At 61.3% G+C, this 16556-nt stretch carries 5 protein-coding genes; 4 read left to right on the top strand and 1 reads right to left on the bottom strand.

All coding sequences use genetic code 11. The features are described 5' to 3' along the window. Positions 1 to 315 precede the first annotated feature (315 nt). Positions 316 to 14577 (top strand): autotransporter-associated beta strand repeat-containing protein, encoded by a 14262-nt coding sequence (locus ACILSL_RS02120; RefSeq protein WP_395730344.1) that lies wholly within the window; start codon positions 316 to 318, stop codon positions 14575 to 14577. Positions 14578 to 14613: 36 nt separating this feature from the next. Further along, positions 14614 to 14988 (top strand): hypothetical protein, encoded by a 375-nt coding sequence (locus tag ACILSL_RS02115; protein ID WP_395730343.1) that lies wholly within the window; start codon positions 14614 to 14616, stop codon positions 14986 to 14988. Here ACILSL_RS02115 and ACILSL_RS02110 read toward each other — a convergent pair. Beyond that, positions 14923 to 15282, bottom strand: a complete 360-nt coding sequence (locus ACILSL_RS02110; protein ID WP_395730342.1) for a hypothetical protein — start codon at positions 15280 to 15282, stop codon at positions 14923 to 14925. The genes ACILSL_RS02115 and ACILSL_RS02110 overlap by 66 nt on opposite strands. A gap of 203 nt (positions 15283 to 15485) precedes the next feature. Between ACILSL_RS02110 and ACILSL_RS02105 the strand changes: the two genes are divergently transcribed. Both ACILSL_RS02105 and ACILSL_RS02100 read left to right on the top strand, forming a co-directional pair. Further along, positions 15486 to 16127 carry a DUF1080 domain-containing protein gene (locus tag ACILSL_RS02105; RefSeq protein WP_395730341.1) on the top strand — a complete coding sequence of 214 codons (642 nt, stop codon included), beginning with the start codon at positions 15486 to 15488 and terminating at the stop codon, positions 16125 to 16127. Positions 16128 to 16162: 35 nt separating this feature from the next. After that, entirely contained in the window at positions 16163 to 16489 is a 327-nt protein-coding gene (locus ACILSL_RS02100; protein WP_395730340.1) for a hypothetical protein, read from the top strand. Positions 16490 to 16556: the final 67 nt, after the last annotated feature.

The raw sequence follows: 16556 nt of genomic DNA, 5'->3' as shown, positions 1-16556 counted from the left end.
GGCACTGTGTCGCCATAATTGTTGGAATGTAGCAGTTAAAGGCTGGATCGAATTCGCAGTAAAGAAACAGGTCTCAAATAGATAAAGATTAAGCTTGCTGTTCGGCGGCTGACCACTTTGGGCTTGTTCCAAAGAATGTAGTTTATTCAAAATGATTATTTTAACACAACCTGTCGGATTGCATGTGCGGTGCAATTTGCCGTGCAAAAACCTCCCTCCCCGAACTGTTTCCTCTCCTGCATGAAGGCCCTTCATCAGCTGCTTAGCATCCCCGCGTGGTGCCGACTCACTGCATTCACTCTTGTGATGTGTCAGTTGGACTCCGCACACTCAGCCTCTTTTTACTGGGATTCAGACGCCAGCACCGTTGGCAATAACGTGGATGGCACCGGCCTCGGTGGCACGGGTGCTTGGGATCTGACCACTTCAAACTGGTGGAATGGTGCAGCTCTCGGCTTGTGGCTGAATAACAGCGCGGACACGGCCGTCTTCAGCGCACCCATGACAGTGCTGCCCACTCTCCGTACGGTGACCCTCAGCTCGGGCATCACCGCCGGTCAGCTCTCGTTCCTGCGCAGCGGTTACACGCTCACCGGTGGCAGCCTCACCCTGGCGGGTAGCTCGCCCACCTTGAGAGCCGCCTTGGGAGAAAGCATCACCATCAACACCCAGATTCTCGGCTCTGGAGGACTCACCATGCTGGGAGGCGGCACCATTCGCCTCGGCAACAATGCCAGCTCCTACACAGGCACCACCACCATCAGCAACGGTTCGCTGACCATCACCGATGAAGGCGCACTCGGCGATGATCTCTCAGCCATCGTCGTCACGGGTTTCAATCCCGTGCTCACCTCCACCAATTTGCGTGGCTTTGGCGGCGGTTCGTTGGTCTTGGACGGCACCGCCGCTGGCATCACCCTCACGCGCGATCTGCTTCTCCAAGGGCAGGGGCCCATCTCCGACCGTGGCGCAGCGCTGATGAGCACCGGTCTGAACACGCTCTCCGGCATCGTCACGATGGGCGCTCCCTATGCCACCACCAACCTCAGCACCCGCATCATCGCCGCAGATGGCACCCTCAATTTCACCGGCACTTTAAACGTTCTCGGCACAGCCGCCACGACCATCAGTTCCCTGGGCGGCACCAATCAGGCTGGCGCCAGTTTTTACAACCTCACAGGCGTTCTCGCAGGCTCCGGCACTCTGGAAGGCAGCGGCGGTGGCACGCTCTTCCTCAATCCCACCGATTCCTCCGGCTTCTCCGGCACCATCCGCGTCAGCGGCAGCGCCGCCAGCGGCCAGAGCGTCGTACGCATCGACTCCGCCGGCGTTCTCGGCACCCGCACTGCGGGCACCACCAGCGCCGTGCTGGACATGAACGGCGGCATCCTCGCCGTTCTCATGGATGCTCCGGATGTCAAAGTCTCGAACGGTTCCAACGCCAATGTCTATTTCCGTGCCACCTCCAGCATCATTTTTGCAGATCACACGCCGAACAGTCTGGCCAAGGATCAGACCGTGGCTTTTGGCAGCCTGACCTATGAAGACGGCATCACGCTGACCTTCAACAGCCGCAACGGCTACGGCATGAGTTTCACCACCGCACCGGTCAATGGGGGCAATGGGGACACCACCATGGCAAACAACCTCCAGGGCGGGGCTCTGCTCAGCTTCACCGGAAATTTCTGGAGCAATACGGAAAACACCGGCGCCAGAACCATGACCATCAGCGGCAATGGCAACACCCTCATCAATGGCAACATCATTGGCGCCTCCGCCAGCTTTGCCCACAACCTCGTCAAGTCCGGCAGCGGGACTCTGACCATCACCGGCACCGGCTCGACACTCGACGGCACCGTGAGCGTGAGTGGCGGCACCCTGGCCGTCAACGACTGGCGCGCCATCAACAACAACTCCGGCATCATCAATATCGGCACCAGCACCACCTCGGCGACTCTGAGCGTCATCGGCAACAATGTCCTGCAGTCCAGCTTGACCACCAGCAAGGTCATCAATCTCGCAGGCAGCACCGGTGGTGCCACCATCCTCGCAAGTCAGACCGGCACCAGCCCCGGCCTCATTCTCAATGCAGACTTCTCAGCCACGGGCGGCACCTCGGCCAATGCCAAGACCTTGACCCTCGGCGGCACCAATATCGCCCAAAACACCATCAATGGCATCATCTCCAACAACGATGCTGGCGGTCTTGTGAATCTCACCAAGGTCGACGCCGGCACCTGGGTTCTTGCAGGTGCCAATGCGTTCACCGGCACCACCACCATCACCAACGGGATCTTGAAAATCAAGGCCAACGCCGCCGTTTCCACGATCATCGCAGACTCCTCCGCGATCACCTTCAATCAGGTCAACCAGTACGCGGGCGGCACCTTGGAGTTTGTCGGGCAGGCCAGCGCCAGCAACGTGGAGACCCTCGGTGTGCTGACCCCTACGCTCGGCTCAGGCACCATCAAGCTCTCCCCCGGCAGCGGTGGCACCGCATCGCTGGTCTTTGCTTCACTTGGTGCCGTGGGCGGGGGCAGCACCGTGAACATCGTGGCTCCCTCCAGCAGCAGCACCGTCTCGTTTGCATCCTCCAGCATCACCAGCAACATCGCCAATGCAGGGCTGTTCTACAACGGTTCAGACTTCGCCTTCGTCCCCGGTTCCGGGCTTGCCGTGCGTGCGCCCGATTACACGACCGATGCGGATTTCGCCACCAGCGCCACCGCACTGACCTCGGGCAAAAGCAACGAAATCACCGGCAGCTTCAGCAATGCCGCAGTCACCATTGATTCACTGAAAATCAATGGGGCTCAGGTGCTCAACTTGACCGGCCTGCTCACCATTCGCACGGCAGGCACCGCCAACGCTTCCGGCGGCATCATCCAGACCGGTGGCTCCGGCTCCATCTCCGGCACCGGTGTCACCACCGGCGGCAGCGGCGTGCTGGTCATCAATGTGGATGGCGGCGCAAACACCCTCACTCTCAATGCACCCATCACCAGCACCGCGACTGGGGGCTTCACCAAGGTCGGCGCGGGCACGCTGGTCATCGCCGGTCTCAACGCGCAGACCGGCGTCAACTCGATCAACGAAGGCACCGTCCAGCTTGCCACCGGCGGGCGCTTGAGCGCAGGCGGCACCACAGCCACTCTGTCCATCCGTCAGGGCGCTGTCTTCGATTTGAACGGCGTGAATGTCTCCCTCGGCATCGACGACTTCAACAACAACGGCACCGTCACCAATACCAATGCCGCAGAGGTGACCCTCACCATCGGCAACAGCAACGGCGGTGGCACCTCCTTCGGCATCATTGATCAGACCAACGGTGTCATCAATCTCATCAAGCTCGGCACCGGCGCGATGTCATGGAGCGGCCTCAGCACCTACACCGGCGTCACCACCATCGGTTCCACCGGCATCGTGACGGTAAACAATGTGGCGGACGGCGGTTTCGCCAGCGGCTTCGGCGCTGCCAGCAATGCGGCGGGCAATCTCGTCTTCACCGGCACCAGCACCACTCAAGCCTACGGCGGCCTCAGTTTCGCTGGCGCCACCAATGATTCCACCGACCACCTCTTCACCTTCAATGGCGGCGCCAGCGGCGGCGCACGCATCCAGGCCAATGGTCTCAACGGAGCGACTCTCAGCTTTACCAATACCGGGGCATTGGCTTTCGGCGCTGCCGCCACCGGCAATGCACAAGGCCTTGTTCTTGGCGGGACATCGACTGGTGACAACCGCTTCTTCCCCATCATCAATGACAACGGCGCGGCCGTCACCTCCGTTTACAAGGCGGATACCGGGGTCTGGTATTTGAATGCCGTCAACGGCTATTCCGGCGTCACCGAACTTCGCGGTGGCGTTCTCTACGCTCAGAGCGGCACCTCTCTCCCCACCGCTTCCAACCTGGTTTTCAATGGCGGCATCTTTGCCTCCACCGGAACGCTTTCACGCACCCTCGGCACCGGTGTGGGCCAGATGAACTTCGCGGCCCCTGCCGCCAATACCGCCATGTTCCGGGGCGGCTTCGCCGCCGGCGGCTCTCAGCTCATCATTGATTGGGGCAGCACCCCCACCTGGGGCGTCACCCCTGGCTTCCTCGACAACCGGGATGGTCTTATTTTCGGGGCTGCCGTCGGCCAGACCTCCGTTGCCAAATCGGATGTGGAGATCGTCAGCGGGTTTTCTCTTGGCACCGCTTCGGGCGCTGGCTCGGGGCCCGGCTTGAGTTACACCCTCGCGCAGAACAGTTCGACGGTCACCGTCGCTTCAACAGCCGGGCTGGTCGTTGGCCAGTCCATCACGGGCACCAATATCCCTTCAGGAGTTTACATCGTCAGCATTAACAGCGCGACCTCGTTCACCATCAGCGCCAACACCGCCAACACCAGTGGTATCGCCGGCTCCTACACAGACGGCCAGATTTATGCCAGCTCCCTCCGCCCCATTCGCGTGGACGACAACACCGTCATCGGATCAGATTTTGCATCACTCAGCGGCGTCATTTCCGGTGCCTCCGGCACCGGCATCCGCAAACTCGGCGCCGGCATTCTCATCTTGAGCGGTGATAACACCTACAGTGGTGAAACCAATGTGAACCAGGGCACCCTGGTCGTCCATTCACTGGGACTCAGCACAGGAACGGGTGCCACCAGCGTCGGCACCGAGGTCAATGCCAGTCTGAATTCCAACGCCATCACCCTCGGCAACGGCGGCACGGGCGGCGCGATACTCGAATATGTCGGCCTTGGAGAAACCAGCGATCGCAAGATCCGGCTCAACAGCACCACCGGCAGCACTCAAATCCATGCCGACGGCGTGGGCGCGTTGATTCTCACCAACGTGGCCAATGACATGATGGGCGGAAACAAGACTCTCCTCCTGCGTGGCGTCAATGCCTCCGGCAACATGATCACCAGCGTGTTGTCAGACTTTGGCGGCACCCTCGGCATCCAGGTGGACAGCTCCGCCATGTGGATCCTCACCAACAGCTCAAACAACTACACCGGCACCACCACCTTCGCCGCTGGCTCCCTCGGCATCGGTGATGACCACGCCCTCGGCACCAGCACTCTGGACTGGAGCAACGGCACCTTGTTCTCCCACGGTGCAGACCGCACCATCAACAACGCCGTCCGTCTCATCAATAACACCACCACCGCCTTCGCAGGTGATTACAGCCTCACCACCACCAGCGTCTTCCAGTTGCTCCAGTCCGCCAACAACTCCGGCCTCAACAACAACGTCGTCAGCGGCAAGGCCCTGACCTTTGCCGGAGTCACCTCCGACCTCATGACCGCCAACCGCGCGTGGACCGTTGACGGCTCGGGCACGACGATCATCAACGGCGCTTTCACCACCTCCACCGCCTTCGGCGTCGTGCTCACCAAGACCGGTGACGGCGTCCTGCAGCTCAACGGCAGCGGCTCAAACTACAACAACAACAGTGCCGCCACGGATATCGATCGCGGCACCCTCCGCATGGGGGTGAACAATGCCATTCCCTCCGGCGCTGGATTTGGCGGCGTGGTGCTCAGTCCCGAACTCGCCAATGGCGACACCGCCACTTTTGATCTCAATGGCACCTTCCAGACCATCAATGGTCTCACCGCCAGCACAGACGGCGCCGCAGTCATCGACAACACTTCTTCCACCGCCGCCTCCCTCACCTTCGGTGCCGCCGACTCAGCGGTCAGTTACGGCGGCGGTGTCGGCACCTATTCCATCCAAAACAGTGGCGGCGGTGCGCTCTCCGTCACCAAGACCGGCACTGCTGCCGCGGTCATATCCACCGGAGTCTCGCTGACCTACACCGGCACGACCAGCGTGAACGGGGGAACATTCACCATCGGCTCCTCACTCAATGGCACCACCGGTTTGAGTGTCACAAACGGCTCCACACTCACCCTTTCCGGCGGCATTGCCGCGCCTGCTGCCATCACCAGTGTCGTCGTTGCCAGCGCCTCCACGCTCAATCTTCTCAATGGGGCAGGGGACAGGCTCAACCAGCTCACCATCCTCTCCCTCGGTTCAAGCGGCGGAACCATGACCACCCTGAATTTAAATGTCGGTGACGTCAGCACCCTGGGAGACAACGCCAGCACCGACCTTCTCGGATTGCTCGCAGGCGGCACCCTCCAGCTCTTTACCGGAAATCAGATCAAGTTGAACCTCAGCGACACCGGCCTCAACGCATCCCAAACCTACAACCTCATCTCCTCCGCAGACGGTGGTCTGATCACCGGCCCCCTTGGCGCAGGCGATTGGCTCCTCGGCTCCACCCCGGGTGGTTTCAGCTCCATCACCATCCATCAAACGGACAACCTCATATCCATCACCACCGGCACCCTCATCACCGGAACCTCCTACTGGCGCGGATTGACCGACGCCACCTGGAACGGCAGCGTCAACAACTGGTCGCAGGATAAAGCAGGCGCCATCGCAGCGCTCTCCACTCCGGGCCAGGGCACCGATGTCATCTTTCAGTGGGATGCTCCCACCAGCGCGGCGGTCTCCACCACCTTGGAGCAAAGCTTCAAGATCAACTCCCTCACCTTTGAGGCTGCCACCATTGGCGCCAACACACCGGCATCGGTCACAATCGCTTCCGGCACCGACCCTTCCTACCGCCTCAGCATCGCCCCGCAGTTCGCCACCGATGGCATCAAGATCACCGCTGGCGGTCCGGCCACGGTGAATATCACCGCCCCCATTCGCATCGTTTCGGATCAGACCTGGAGTGTGGCGGACGCCGGTTCCGTCCTCTCCATGGGCCCGCTGTTCGGCGAGGCCGATGTCAGCAAGAACGGCGCTGGCAGAGTCACGCTCACCACCGCGGCCGATCTCACCTTCAACAGCACCGTCACCTCGGACTTCACCATCAGTGCAGGCACTTTGGAAATCCTCAATGCCACTGCCTTGGGCAGCACCAGCAACAGCAATCTCGCCACCATCACCGTCAACACCGGCGGCGCCTTCTACTACAACGGCGCTGCCAATTCCGCCGCCACCGGCGTCGCCAATAAACTCACGCTGGCCGGCGGCACTCTTTCCGCCGGCGGCAATGCCGGAAACAATTACTACACCGGTGCCGTGAATGTCAGCGCGGGTTCCTTCATCAACATGCGCGGTTCCAATTCCGCCGTGCTCACCGCCACTCAGGGAAATGTGGTTCTCAGCGGCGTCGTCAGCGGCGCTGGCAGTCTCACCGTGGACAGCATCAGCACGCTCTCCGGTGGAAACCAGCTGACCGGCACCCTCTACTTCCAGTCGGAGAACAGCGCCTGGTCCGGCGGCATCAATCTCATTCGCGGCACCCTTCAGACCCAGACCGTCACCGGCCTTGGCACCGGCAGCATCACCGCCAGCTCAGGCCGCATTCAATTCGTGACCGCTGGCGGCACCACCTACAACCTCGCCCAGAACATCACCTTGGATGGCCCCGGCGGTATTCTGGAATTGAGTGCAGACGCCTCCGGCACACCCGTGAGTGACATGACCGTAAACCTCAGCGGCATCATCACCATCGGCAGCGCCACCAATGCGAACAACGCCCTCCGCATCACCCAGGCCTCGGACAACTTCAGCATCTTCAACATCACCAACTCCATCATCCTCGGCAACAACGCCAGCCTCAGTTATCAAGGCTCCTCCGTCAGGCCGTTGATCATTTCCGCAGTCATCTCCGATGGAGGCTTGAGCCGCAGCCTTGCCATCAATGACGAGCTTGGTGCCTGGGCTGTCACCAGCCAGACCATGCGCCTCCTCGGTGCCAACACCTTTGGCGGTGACATCTCGCTCAAGGAGGGAACTCTCGAATACAACACCGTCACCAACATCGGCGGCGCCGCCAGCAGCCTTGGTCAGGGGGCGGCCATCAACATCACCGGCACTTCCAGCCTGCGGTTCATGGGAGACACCAGTCAGTCCACCAACAGAACACTCTCCTCAACAGCCAGCTTCACCTTGGACGCCAGCGGTACCTCCGGGGCCATCATCACCTACGCCGGTGCCATCTCTCAGGCCGCCGACAACAGCCTCACTCTCACAGGCACTGGAGAAGGCGTCATCAGCGGCGGAATCTCCCAGCCCACCGGGACATCCGTGGCCGATCTCAACGTGAATTCCGGCATCTGGACCCTCCGCGACAACACGGTTACCATCGCTGATGATGTGATCGTCACCGGTGCCTCCACCGTGCTGAACCTCAACTCCACCGGTGTCCTTCTGGCCTCCAACCCTGCGGGAACCAGCAGCGGCCTCTATGCCCGCACAGGTGCCGTCATCAATCTCAACGCGGCTGATGTGAACGGTGTCGGCAACAGCGGCGGTCTCGACTTCATCCTTCTCGGGGATTTGGGCGGCCCTCAGACTGCCATCCTCAACACCAACACGTTCAACATCACCACCCTGCGCCTCGACGTCGGTCAGCGTGATGTCGGCCAGGTCGGACAGATCGACGGCACCGGCTCGGTCACCGTAACCGGTGGTGACATCAATCTCTACACCGGCACCATCAACGCCAGCCTCGCCAGTAACGGCACGACCGGCTTGGAAAAATTCGGCCTCGGCACCGTCACGCTCAAAGGGGACAACAGCGGCCTCGCCTCCTCCGGCAACACCATCCTTTACGAAGGCACTCTGGTCTTGGATTACACCGCCAGCAACACCACCAAGCTCCGCGCCGCCTCCGTCCTCGAAATGCTCGGCGGCAGTCTCGTCCTCACCGGCAGCGCCACCTCCGCCACCAGCCAGACCGTGGCCAGCACCAATCTGGACGGCAGTTCTTCCAGCGACAACAGCGGTGCCAGCACCATCACGCTCAATCCGGGTGCAGGTCAGGAAATTGTCCTGAATCTGGGGACGGTCGCCCGTGGCAACACCAATCGGGACGGCACCATCCGCTTCATCCTCCCCACCGGCACACAGACCGCCACCAATGGCTTCATCACCTCCACGCTCAACGGCACGCTGGGTCTGCTCGGCACCAGTGCTTTCGCCACCGTGGATGATGGCACTGGCGTCTGGTTCGCCACCAACGCCACCAACCTCGCGGGTGGCAACGTCGTCGCCCTCATCTCCACCGTTAAAAACGATCTCTCCACCTGGGCCGTCGGCGATCACGTCACCGATGACACCACCGGCTTCACCGGCACGCTTCAGGGCCTCAACATCAACAGCCTCCGCTTCAATGCCGCCGCAGGTTCGGATTTGATCATCGCTCCCGCTGGCGTCCTCAGCATCGCCAGCGGCGGCATCCTCGTCACCTCCAATGTCGGCGGCACCCCCAGCATTCAGGGCGGCACTCTCGCTTCGGGCGTCACAGAACTCATCATCACTCAGGACAGCGCCCAGACCTTCACCATCAGCTCGGACATCCGCAGCAGTCATGCAGTGACCAAGTCCGGCACGGGCACCCTCCTCCTCACCGGCAACAACTTTTACACCGATGAAACCGAAATCCTGCAGGGCACCCTTCAGGTCTCCGGAGGCAATGCCATCGGTGACAACTCCATCGTCTCTCTCGGTGCCTATCAGGACACCACCTTGCAGCTGCTCGCTGACGAGACCATCGGCCGGCTCTCCGGTGGCCAGCGCGCCGCCAATTCTGACAACGGCACCGTCGCCGTCGGCACCCACACCCTGACCATCAACGAAGTCTCCAGCACCACGTATGCAGGCTTCTTCACCGGCACCGGTGGCATCATCAAGCAGAGCACGGGCAATCTCAATCTGACCAACCTCAGCACGGGATTCACCGGCATCTTCACGGTGGCTGGCGGCACCCTCCAGCTCAGCGGCAGCGGTCAGCTCAATGCCTCCATCATCCGCGTCAGCAAAGACGGCGCCCTGCTCCTCGACAACAACGGCACCACCCGCTCCGGCACCCGCATTCTCGACACCACCACCGTCACCCTTGACTCTGCGGACGGCACCTTCAGCGGCCAGACCATTGTGCGTGGCCTCGCCATCCGCACCGATCAGGGCGCGACCACCAGCGAAACCATCGGCAGCCTGAATTTTGCCTCGGGCGCAAACTATCTCAGCGGTGAAACGACCAACGGCACCGGCACGGGCCTTTCCGCCATCACTGCGGATGATTTCATTCGTCTGAACAATTCCACGGTCAATGTCCGTGGCCGTTCTCTGGGACTCACCACCGGCAGTCGCAATCAGTTCCTCATCGGCACCTCTGCGAACCAAACCGCTTTCATCGCCACCATGGTCGGCGGCGGTGGCCTCGCGGGCAGCACTAATATCAGCATTGTGCCCTGGGCTGTGGGTGAGACCACCAACGGCGCCCTCGCCGCCACCAATATGGGCAATTCCCTCCTGACCTACGTCAGCGGAGCCGGTTTCCGCCCCCTCGATTTCGCCACCGAATACAAAACCCTGGCTCTCGCTGGCCCGACCGACAATGCCCGCGAATCGCTTTCCGCTGACCTCACCGGACTTGGCGGTAAGACCATCAACTCCCTGGTCCTGAACAACGCCGCGACACCCGCTCTCAACGTCACCGGTTCCGGCTCGGGCCAGACGCTGGGCGTCACCAGCGGCGCGCTGCTCTTCACCGTCACAGGTGCGGTCACAAACACCGCTTACACCACCACCCTCGGCGGTTTCGACAATGGCATCACCGTGGGAAGCACCAACGAATACGTGATCAGCGTGATCAATCCCAACTCCTCCAACAGCCTCACCACCGGCTCCACCAACTTTGGGAGTTCGATCGTCACCGTGGCCAGCACCACAGGCCTGCAGGCGGGAATGCCGGTTTTCGGAGCGGGCATCCCTTTGGGTGCCACCGTCCTGAGCGTGACGGATGCCACCCGCTTCGTCATGAGTCTGCCCTCCATTTTAACCGCCAGCAGCCAGACCTATCAGTACGCCACCCTTGAGAGCCTCACGGCATCCATCACCTCCCCGCTCACCTCCACCGCTGACATCACCAAATCCGGTCGCGGCACCTTGATCCTCAGTGGTCTCAATACCGCCGGTGGTGGCACCATGAAGACCACCCTCAATGAGGGCATTCTCGAAATCGCCTCTCTCACCAACATCGGCGGCACCACCGGTTCGCTGGTCTTCGCCGGTGGCACGCTGCGCCTCGGCACCGGTTTCACCGATGACATTTCATTGCGCACCATCCTCTTCCTTCAAGGCGGTGCCACCATTGACACCCGCGGCAATGATCTCGCGCTCGCCCACTCGGTCGGCTCCGGCGTCGGTGGGCTGACAAAGACCGGTCTTGGCAATCTGACCCTCAACGCCGCCGCCACCTACACCGGTGCCACCACGATTGCCGGCGGCACGCTCACTCTCGGTGCGGACAATGCCACCGGTGTCGGCGGGGATCTCAATATCGGAGCCGGCACCACCCTGGACATCGCCATCCACCACATCACAGCTGGTCTCGTGTCCCTCTATGGCGACAGCCCGGTCATTCTGGGTTCAGGATCCATCACGGCCAGCGTCGGCTTCTATTTCGGCAACACCGGTGATATCAGTGTAAATGCCGTGCTGGCAGGCGCAGGCGGGCTGCTGAAAACACAGACCACCACGCTTACCCTTTCTGGCTTGAGCACCTTCACCGGTCCCGTTGAAGTTCAGGTCGGCACCCTCAGCTTTAACACCATCACCAGCGTGGGCGGCGGTGCTAGCTCACTGGGCAATGCCGCCACGGCCCAGGACGGCGTCATTCACATGGGGCTTGGCTCGGCTGCCACCACGCTGATCTACACTGGCAGCGGCAGCGTCAGTGATCGCACCATCGGCATGCAGGGCACCACCGGCGCGGTCACTCTGGATTCTTCGGGTTCCGGTGCGCTGTTTCTCGGCGGCGTTCATTTGGAAACCGCTGGCAACAAAACGCTCACCCTGAAGGGACTCTCCGACCCGCTTCTGGCCAACACCCTCGGTGCCATCAACGAATACGGTCTCGGCGTGCTGACCTTGGTCAAGTCAGACACCAACACCTGGGTGCTCAACACCGCCAATTCCTACTCCGGTGCCACCAGCATCAATGACGGCATCCTGCGCTTCACCGTAGCCCAGAACCTCGCGGGTGCGCTGAACTTCGGCAGCGCCAACACCATCACCACCGCAGGCACGCTGGATCTCTCCACCGCCAGCGCCACCTTCGCCGGAAACCTCCTCGTGCAGACGAACACGGCCTTGGAAACCAATCAGATCCTCATCAGTGCCGGGAAGACCCTCACCATTGGCGGTACGGTCACACTGGGCGGTACCGCCGCCAGCTCCACGACCCTCTTCTCCGCCTCAGGTGCGGGCACCCTCAATGTCATCAACACCACAGGTACAGGCCTGACCTTCCTCGTGGGCAACAACGGCTCCACCAACATCACCACCGCCGACTTCAGTGCGCTGACCACCCTGAATGCCTCCCTCAACACCACCAGCGGCATACTTCAGGTCAGCAGTTCCACAGGCACAAACAGCACGGGATTCGCCACCTTGATTCTGGCGCAGAACACCACCATCACCGCCAGCGCTCTCACCGTTGGCGGCGGCGGCGCCTACAATGGCAACGCCGGACAAATCAACTCGCTCAAACTCGGCACCGGCACCAGCGTCATCAACGCCAGTGCCATCAACATCGGCACCGGCTCGCGCGATTTGGGTTCCATCACATTCCTGAATTCAGCTGGCACAGTCACCATTCGCGCTGCCGACGGCGTAACCGCCGCCGCCTTCAACATGGGCAGTGGCACCAGCGCCACCGCAGCGCTTCTGCCTCTGGGCAATCGAAACACCTTTGATGTCTCCGGTCACACGGCGGATCTGCTCTTCAGCACAGTGGCCATCGGCACGCAAAACGCCAGAACCGGACCCATGGAAAACCTCTTTGCCTTCGACACGGGAACTCTGATCACCGGCAATCTCACCATGGGCTCCAAGACCGCCGCCGGCAACAGCACCAATGTCATGAACCTCGGCGGTGGCGTCGTGACCATCGGTTCCGGGACTGGCACGGCCGCCACCCTGGGCACCAACAGCAATACCGGAGCGGTGGCCTCCACCATCAACGTCACCGGCGGCACAGTCACCATCGGCTCTGGCGCAGGTCAGGCCCTCATCCTGGGCAACAGCAACACCAGCACCGGTACGACCACCTCCGCCCTCAATGTCTCCGGCGGCACGGTCACTCTCGCCACCACCGGCACCACCGCCGTCACCATGGCCAATGCCAATGCCGGCACCGCAACCGCCACCATCTCCATCACCAGCGGCGCTCTCATCGTTCAAGGAGACATCCTGCTCGGCACGGGCGCAGGCACTCGCAACGCCACCATCACCCTCAACGGCGGCACGCTCGACATGACCGGCAGATCCATCGGCGCTTCCACCAATGCCATCACCCTCAGTGCTCAGTCCGGCACCTTGAAAAATCTCGCCCAGCTCAATGGCGGCGGCACCTTCACCAAGACCACCACCGGCACCCTTTACATGGATGGCGTGAATTCCTACACCGGCCCCACCACGATCACCGACGGCACGCTGCAGTTCCTCCGTGAGACAGCTCTTTACAACAACACCCCCGCAAGCTGGACGGACGCCAGCATCGTCGTCAGCAGCGCTGCCACCGCCGCCTTCAACGTCGGCGGCACCGGCGAGTTCACCGCTTCAGACGTGGACATCCTCAAGACCCTCGGCACCTCCACCGGCGGCTTCACCAATGGCTCCTTCATTGGCCTCGACACCACCAACGCCACTGGCGGCAGCTTCACCTATGGCGGCAGCATCTCCGACACCAACAGCGGCGCAAACAGCGTGGGCCTTAAAAAATTGGGTGCCAACACCCTCGTTCTCACCCAGACCAGCACCTACTCCGGCACCACCTCCGTCGCCGCAGGCACCTTGCAGGTGGGCGATGGCTCAACTGGCGCTCTCACCGGCTCAGGCATTGTCACCGTCAGCACCACCGCCACACTCTCCGGCTCCGGCAGCATCGCTGGCACCACCGTCATCACCAGCGGTGCCGTCCTCGCCCCTGGCGTGGGTGCCACAGGCACCAGCAATCAAACCATCACCTTCTCTGCGGCTGGCACGGCGGTGAACATCAATGATGGCGGCCAGATCCAGCTCAGCCTGACTTCCAGTTCCCAGGTCGATTCCGCCTTCGATCTTTCGGGCAGCGCCCTCACTTACTTGAACACCCACGGAGGTGCCACCGGCACCGCCTACACCACCATCTGGAACCAGTCAGGCAATTACGACAGCATCAAATTGACCAACGGCACCTTCACTCTGGGCACCACCGCAGGCGGCACCGTCAAGCTGCTCAACAACAGCGCCATCCTTGGTGCTGGCAGCATCTTCAAACTCCTCGACTGGACCACCGTGGGCACGGCAGATTCACTCGCCGGCTCCGGCTCCTTCACCTTGACAGATTTGGACCTCACAGGCGTGGCTCTCGACTCCGGCCTCTCCTGGGACACCAGCGCCCTCACCACCTACGGCGTCCTCGTCGTCGTCCCCGAACCCTCCCGCATACTCCTCCTCATGCTCGGCCTTTCCAGTTTCGCACTCCGTCGCCGCCGCACAGTCCCTTGATCAGAGGAGTGAACACGTGTTTGGCACGCCCAAGCAGTGGGAACATGGAGACTTTTTAATGCGTGGACTGGATCGGGTGAGCGGAGAGTCCCAGCTCAGCCTGCAGCCTCAGGCACCTGTTCAGCCGGAATCCGGAAGCTTCCCCCAAGGCAGCACCACCCATCACCCCTCTCTGAGCACAAAGCCTCCGTCCGCTCCCTCGCCTTTGGTCCCAAAGGAGAACTCCTCAGCGCCGGGCGCGACAATCAGGCACGCCTGTGGGACGCCAGCGGCGCTTCAGTGAAATCCTTTTCCTCTGGAAGCATCCTGCCGCTCCAGATCACCATCACCTTTGACGGGAAGGGCTTATTTGCCGGAGGTGCGAACGGTGTCGTTCGTTTCCTGCTGGGCAATGACGGTCGTTCTCGTTGACGGCAGCGCATAGCCGCCGTGGTCCCAGCTGTTGCCCACATTGTTCGGATCGTCTTCATTCGCGAAGTTCTCACCGTAATTGATCGTCGGCTGTGGCCACACGCTGTAGCCATTGCCGTAGCCACCGCCATGTCCGCCGAAGCTAGGAGCTCCGTTGAAGTTGCTGCCGTAGTAGGTGCCCCCTGGGGAGACGCGCCTGTAGCCACCACTGCCCCAGCTCCAGTCATGACCACAGGAAGTGAGGGACAGAGCAGCAAGAACCGAGAGGATGACCAAGGAGTGAGCGGATTTCATGGAACGGATAATGTGAGTGCTGGCGGGTTATTTTATGGAGAATTGGCCAAGCCGCAGAAAAAAGCAATCCTATAAATCCATCACCCCGAACAGTTTCGCGCCGAATCCACCTGATCAAAGCCTCAGCCGGTCAGCCCAAAGCCAAACTTTCCACCCACCACTTGGAATCTTCCTCATACCCTCCACGTTACCACTCACCTCCCATGAAACTCATCCTCCTCGCCCTCTTCGCCACCGCCTCCCTCTCCCTGGCCGTCGATCCCCCCGACACCACCGGCTGGAAGGACCTCTTCGCCCCCGATCTCTCCAACACCGTCGCCCCCGGCAAATGGGAGCTCAAAGACGGCGTCCTCGTCGCGAAAGACCACGACACCCTCTGGACCAAAGACTCCTACGGCGACTTCATTCTCGATCTCGACTTCAAAGTCGAAAAGGAGTCCAACAGCGGCATCTTCCTCCGCTCCGGTAACATCAAGGACGTCCTCTCCGCCCTCGAAATCCAGGTCCACGACTCCGCAGACGGCAGCAAATACGGCATGGTCGCCGCCATCTATGACGCCATGCCCCCCAGCAAGAGCATGGCCAAGCCCGTCGGCGAGTGGAACCACTTCACCATCACCTGCAAAGGCCCCCTCGTCAGCGTCGTCTTCAACGGCGAAGAAGTCATCAACGCCAACCTCGACAAATGGTCCGAAGCCGGCAAAAACCCCGACGGCACCCCCAACAAATTCAAAAAAGCCCTCAAAGACTACGCCCGCACCGGCCCCATCGGCCTCCAAGGCCTCCACGGCAAAGCCCAGGCCCCCGTCTACTACCGCAACATGAAGATCAAGGTGCTGGAGTAAAACCTCGCGCACTTCCCGACCACTCGGTCAAAGCCATGACAGCACTGCTTTCCGAGTGGTCCCCCAGCCGCCCCGACTGGTTCCGGGACGAGCATCAGCTTGAGCGGGTCCTGGGCGCTCTTCACTCAAGATTCGCGGACGTTCGTGATCAGGAGGAATGTCGTTACCTCATGCGGCTCTGGTGGCACCTGGACTCTCTGTGTCAGCAAGTCTCTTATAAAGAGTTGCATGAGTTTGTGTCGGCACAAAAAATGCGAAGACTCGACCAGCTCTTCGACCTGATGGCCGCAAGAAACTATGACGCCATCGACAGTTGGGTTGCCCGGTCAACCCGGGAAATGATCGAGACACTCGATCGATAAATCCGAAATCCGGCTGTCTCCGCATTATCAATGCCGGCCCAAAGCTGGCCGCCCCGTGTTCGGTGCT

Origin of the sequence: Prosthecobacter sp. (assembly GCF_044222345.1) — a bacterium.
Lineage (GTDB): Bacteria > Verrucomicrobiota > Verrucomicrobiia > Verrucomicrobiales > Verrucomicrobiaceae > Prosthecobacter.
This window is presented reverse-complemented; position numbering and strand designations above follow the sequence as displayed.